7 protein-coding genes and 1 pseudogene are annotated in these 4,650 nt (G+C 68.4%); 3 read left to right on the forward strand and 5 right to left on the reverse strand.

Annotated elements, in window-relative coordinates:
* Positions 1 to 176: 176 nt before the first annotated feature.
* Complete coding sequence (locus EJK15_RS72365) at positions 177 to 335, reverse strand: hypothetical protein (protein ID WP_171075409.1); 159 nt, start codon at positions 333 to 335, stop codon at positions 177 to 179.
* 378 nt (positions 336 to 713) lie between these two features.
* The gene (locus EJK15_RS67760; RefSeq protein ID WP_138720680.1) at positions 714 to 1,091 is read right to left on the reverse strand and encodes a helix-turn-helix transcriptional regulator; all 378 of its coding nucleotides are present in this window, start codon (positions 1,089 to 1,091) and stop codon (positions 714 to 716) included.
* Between the two features lie 143 nt (positions 1,092 to 1,234).
* Between EJK15_RS67760 and EJK15_RS67765 the strand changes: the two genes are divergently transcribed.
* The 3 genes from EJK15_RS67765 to EJK15_RS67775 all read left to right on the forward strand — a co-directional run bounded on the left by EJK15_RS67765 (position 1,235) and on the right by EJK15_RS67775 (position 3,665).
* Positions 1,235 to 1,597, forward strand: coding sequence for a hypothetical protein (locus EJK15_RS67765; protein WP_138720681.1), 363 nt, complete (start codon positions 1,235 to 1,237; stop codon positions 1,595 to 1,597).
* A gap of 10 nt (positions 1,598 to 1,607) precedes the next feature.
* Positions 1,608 to 1,847, forward strand: a complete 240-nt coding sequence (locus EJK15_RS67770) for a hypothetical protein (RefSeq protein WP_138720682.1) — start codon at positions 1,608 to 1,610, stop codon at positions 1,845 to 1,847.
* Between the two features lie 264 nt (positions 1,848 to 2,111).
* Complete coding sequence (locus EJK15_RS67775; RefSeq protein ID WP_171075410.1) at positions 2,112 to 3,665, forward strand: S8 family serine peptidase; 1,554 nt, start codon at positions 2,112 to 2,114, stop codon at positions 3,663 to 3,665.
* On the opposite strand, the gene EJK15_RS77020 is transcribed toward EJK15_RS67775, so the two are convergent.
* The 3 genes and pseudogenes from EJK15_RS77020 to EJK15_RS78365 form a co-directional block, all read right to left on the reverse strand.
* Positions 3,662 to 3,790 carry a hypothetical protein gene (locus EJK15_RS77020; protein ID WP_276615619.1) on the reverse strand — a complete coding sequence of 43 codons (129 nt, stop codon included), beginning with the start codon at positions 3,788 to 3,790 and terminating at the stop codon, positions 3,662 to 3,664. The two genes, EJK15_RS67775 and EJK15_RS77020, sit on opposite strands and share 4 nt — an antisense overlap.
* 169 nt (positions 3,791 to 3,959) lie before the next feature.
* A pseudogene (locus tag EJK15_RS78360) lies at positions 3,960 to 4,175 on the reverse strand (NADH-quinone oxidoreductase subunit D-related protein); the annotation flags it as partial.
* Positions 4,176 to 4,205: 30 nt separating this feature from the next.
* Positions 4,206 to 4,520, reverse strand: coding sequence for a GIY-YIG nuclease family protein (locus tag EJK15_RS78365; RefSeq protein WP_420847191.1), 315 nt, complete (start codon positions 4,518 to 4,520; stop codon positions 4,206 to 4,208).
* Between the last annotated feature and the right edge of the window lie 130 nt (positions 4,521 to 4,650).

Consider the following 4,650-nt stretch of genomic DNA (forward strand, 5'->3'; position numbering starts at 1 on the left):
CGTGGTCCGCGAACCAACGAGCATGCAATGGACGAGGCCCTTTGGCGCAACGTCAGTCGCGCGCCCTGGTTCCTCGCGCGGCGACTGCGCGGCGCAGGTCTCGAGCTTCAGTGGGCGGGGGCCGCTAAGACCGTTCGAGCACGGCGGGAGAACCTACCGTCCGCATCGCCGGACCTCTAGGCGAGCTGCTGCTCTACCTCTTCGGTCGGCACGGCGCGGCACATGTCGAGGTGAGCGGGCCTGTTGCGGCGGCGCCAGCGGCGGGTGGCTTTGCCTTCCTTGTGCAGCTTGAGCGACATGGCGCCGTCGTTGTTGCGCCGGCTGAGCAGCTCCAAGATCCGAATGCGGCGGGGTGCCCGAGCGTCTTGAAGAACTCCGCCTTAAGGGGCGATCAGTGTCTGGTCAGCGGGACGATCTGGGGGAACAATGGGTTCGCGCGCCCGATGACCTGGCAGAACTCTAGGTACTCCTCACTCGACAGGACTAGCCCGGCCAGGTCGAGGACCGCTTGTCGCGGCATACCGGCGGGCACGGCCACGGTGACATCACCTCGGCTTCTCACCTTGACCACCGCAGGGGTCCCGGACCACCGCACGATACGCATGACACCCCCAGGCTTCGCTGGATCGCCACGTCTCCCTTGACGAAACTAGGCCCGATCGGAAGGCGAAGCTAGGGCTCCTCCATCCTTTTTGTCCTCTTTTTCGGGGCGGTTACGGGGCATTCTTCGGTCTGTCCAGCTCATCGGCGGTGAGCAGGGAGCGGACGAGAGCGGCGACATGGCGCCGATCCTGCGGGGTCAGCCGTGACAGCGAAGCGACCAGCACCTCGATCTCCGGATCGTCGAGCGTCTGGTGGCTCATGCTGATGCCCGTTGCCTCGGCGGCGGCCGAACGGACGATGTCGAGCGGCACCTCCAGCCCGACGGACAGGCGCTCGAGTGTCATGGGATTGGGCAGCCGGCTGGGGCGGGAGTTGGCCGCCAGGTGATGCACGGTGGAGCGAGGCAGCCCTCCTCGGCGCGCGACCTCGCTGAACGACCGGTTCAGCTCGGTCATCCGGGTGCGGATAAGCCGCTGCAACGCATTCATCGAGCGCCGTCCTCCTATCAAAATGCTAGCGCCCCCTCCTTGCGTGATCCCCGGCTTTCCGCATAGTGTCCAATCTAATTGGACAATCATCTGAGATAACCGGACACAGTCGGTGTGTCCAGGACTCCAGGGAGGAGCCGTCCATGACCACCGCAACCCAGGGGCTGACCGGACAGAGCAGCCAGCAGGGCTATGCCCCCGGATTCCCCAGCCCGCTCGGCATCGAGCAGCAGTTCGCGATGCCGCAGACCCACCAGGTCGTGCAGCAGCTCGTCAGCCAGCTCCTGCCGATCGCGCAGCAGGTCATCCTGCCGCAGGTCGTCGCCATGGCGACGCAGCAGATCCACCAGCAGCTGCACCAGATCGTCCAGCAGCAGATCCAGCAGTGGCAGCAGCCCTACGGCCAGCAGTTCGGACAGCAGGGCCAGGCGTGGCAGCAGCCCTATGGCCAGCAGTTCGGGCAACAGCCGTGGCTGTTTCCGTACGCTTCCGGGCGCCCCTTTTGAGGACATGACCATGCACGGGCAAGGGCCCATGTCGCGCCAGGAGCTGGCGGGACTGCTCCAGCACACCTACCAATGGGTACGTGCGGCGAGCGCGGTGGCCCCGCCGGTGGCGCAGTCAGCGCCTCCGCTGGCCGTCGCGGTCCAGCTCTACTCGGCCGGACAGTACGCAGCGGCACAGCAGCAGCTATCGCGGGTCCTCGTGGTGCTCCAGCAGGCTCGCCACGCCTATCCCGCGCTGCCTCCTCTGTGAGCGCACGCTCTGGCAACAGGGGCACAGAGCCGACGGTCGTCGGCTCTGTGCCCGATCACCCTGTGAGACGAGACGAGAAAGCCGAGAAAGATGGCCAATGGAGCACGCGAGCCGAAGCCCGCCGCGTCCAAGGGGCGGCAAGCGCAGAGCGCACGCGGCGAAGCGGCTGAAAGTACCAAGAAGGGCACCCAACCCCGATCCAGGTCGGAGCGTTATCTGGTCGCCGTCACCCCACCCACGGACATCAGGGCCGTCATCGCACAGTTGGCAAGCGAGCCATCGACGGCGGTGCTGCGCACGATCGGGGAGACGTATCACTCAGGCGGCTACCCGCGGCTGGCCGTGGTGGAGATGCCCGCGGAGCGCGCCGCCACCCTCACCGGACAGCCCGGCCTGTACGTCGAGCCCGACCAGCCACTCACGCGCGGGCTGTCGGTCGAGGCTCGCGGTAACGGGTCGCTGATGGGCGAACTGCGCACCATAACCTTCCACGTTCTCGACGACGGTGACCGGCCGATCGAGGGTGCCGCCATCACCCTGCAGGGCACCGCGTTCACCGCGTTCACCGCCGCGGACGGCCGCGCGGAGATGCGGTTGCCGATCGAGGTCCTGCATGACGCGGCAGCCATGATCGTCACCCCGCCGCGTGGTTGCTGGCCCACCCGGGTTAACCGGCCACGGCTGACCAGCGACGGGCCCAACGTGGCGGTCTGCACGCGCATCACCACGACCAATCCCGAGTTTCCGGACCGCCCGATCGATTCCTGGGGCACTCGCGTCATGGGGTTCGATCGGCTGCCGCCCACTCATCGCGGCCACGCCGTACGGGTGGCACTCATCGATTCAGGCGCCGCCGCCGGTCACCCCGACCTGGCCGATCGCATCCCGGGCGGCCGTGACGTGATCAGGCAGGATGACAAGACCTGGCAGGACGACCTCGTCGGAACGGGCACGCATCACGCGGTGCTGATCGCCGGCCGCGACGACGGGACCGGCGTGGTCGGGCTGGCGCCCGAGACCGAGGTGCACATCTGCCGGGTCGCGCCGGAAGGCTGGACCGCTGATCTGATCGAGGCCCTCGACTACTGCATCGACCAGCAGGTCGACGTGGCGATGATCACCTACGGGAGCGCGGCGCCGAGCAGCCTCCTGGACGCCAAGATCGACGAAGCGCGGCGCAACGGGATCGCCTGCATCGCCGCGGCCGGTGACTCCGGCGGACTCATCTCCTATCCCGCGGCCCTGCCGGGGGTGCTGACGGTGGGCGCGCTCGGCCAGCTGGGGACCTTCCCCCTCGATAGCGCCGACGTTGGGCAGGTCACCGGCCTGCCCACACCCGAGGGATTCTTCGTGCCGCACTTCAGCAACACCGGACCGGAACTGGACTGCGTCGCTCCCGGCGTCGCCGTCGTCTCCGGACTGCCGCCGACCAGCTACGGTCCCGCCTGGGGCACCGGCGTGGCCGCCGCCCATGTCGTTGCCGTCGCGGCGCTGGTGCTCGGCCACCACCCGATGTTCCGGCCGGAGCCCGGGCGAGCGCCGGCGAGCAGGGACAGCACCCGCGTGGACCGCCTCTTCCAGGTGATCAGAGCATCCTGTCGCCCGCTCCCTCAGCTGGGCGCATTCCAGACCGGCTCCGGGCTGCCCGACGCGGCGGTCGCCGTTGGCGTCGCGCCATGGGGAACGCACGCGACCCTGTCGGCACCGTACGGGACCGTGACCGGTCTCGTGACGCGCGAGGAGCAGACGGAGGCGTTGCTCGCGCCCCTGGACGCTGCCGTGCGTGCCGCCGGCCTGGTCGAGCACGCCCGCGGCTAGAGGTCGTTGCCCGCGTAGGAGAGGTTGAAGCTCTTGTTGACCAGCGGGAAGTCCGGCACGATCGCGCCGCCGAGGGCGACCGGAAGAGCCGGCCAGTTGAAGAACGACGGATCCACGATCTTCACCCGGACGCGCGTGCCGTCGGCGGCCAGCTTCGACCCGGTGGACGATCGTGCCGCGCCAGCCTTCCACGATGCCGGCTCCCGAGGACTTCCCGCTCGCTGAGAGAGCTTGCTCGCCGGAGGCCACCCCGCCGACCAGGTGAGTGATCAGCGCGATGGAGGTGGCGATCTCCTCGGCGCGGATCTGGAAGCGGGCCAGGACGTCTCCGCTCGTGCGCCGGGCCGGGGTGAAGAGGCCGAGGTCGGTGAACGGGTGGTCGGTGAACGGGTGGTCGCGGCGGGCGTCGAGGTCCAGGCCGCTGGCGCGGGCGACGTAGCCGAGCGTGCCCAGGTCACGGGCGGCATTCAGGGAGAGTGCGGGGGTGCCGGTGAACCGGTCGGTGACCACCGTGTGGCCGAGGGCGATGCGGTCCCGCGATCAAACAGTCAGGACTTCGAACGCCCAGCTCAGCCAGCCACTGAGAACGAGCCAACCACACCCAACTCGGAACGCGGGGTTGAGGGCAACTGAGCAGGTCATGGGAAGTTCACGGGCGCAGGCCCGCACGGAGGCCCGGAGAGTGCTCAGGTGCTGGTGGAAGGCATGCTTCCTGTTCTGATCCAGGTTGAGCGGAAGGCCCAGTTGAGCGATCAGCTCGGACTCGGCGACCCAGGGTTCAGGGCGCGCCAGCCAACACACCCGCGCACTGGGCCCTTTTGATCTCCGTACAGCAACGTCCACAGCGCCCGCCATCCAAGCCCCAGCGAATGGTGACCAAGGGTCAGCGGACTCCGGAAAGCATGCCGGCGACCGCCCGAGCGGCAGTGTGTACGTCGTTACCAAGTTCAGCAGGCAGAACACCTTGCAGCCACAGGGTGGCAAA

Origin of the sequence: Nonomuraea basaltis (assembly GCF_005893125.1) — a bacterium.
Taxonomy (GTDB): Bacteria; Actinomycetota; Actinomycetes; order Streptosporangiales; family Streptosporangiaceae; genus Nonomuraea; species Nonomuraea basaltis.

Coding starts and splice junctions, on each gene's coding strand:
- EJK15_RS67760 (WP_138720680.1), bottom strand. CDS start 1,091: ATGAATGCGTTGCAGCGGCTTATCCGCACCCGGATGACCGAGCTGAAC.
- EJK15_RS67765 (WP_138720681.1), top strand. CDS start 1,235: ATGACCACCGCAACCCAGGGGCTGACCGGACAGAGCAGCCAGCAGGGC.
- EJK15_RS67770 (WP_138720682.1), top strand. CDS start 1,608: ATGCACGGGCAAGGGCCCATGTCGCGCCAGGAGCTGGCGGGACTGCTC.
- EJK15_RS78365 (WP_420847191.1), bottom strand. CDS start 4,520: ATGGCGGGCGCTGTGGACGTTGCTGTACGGAGATCAAAAGGGCCCAGT.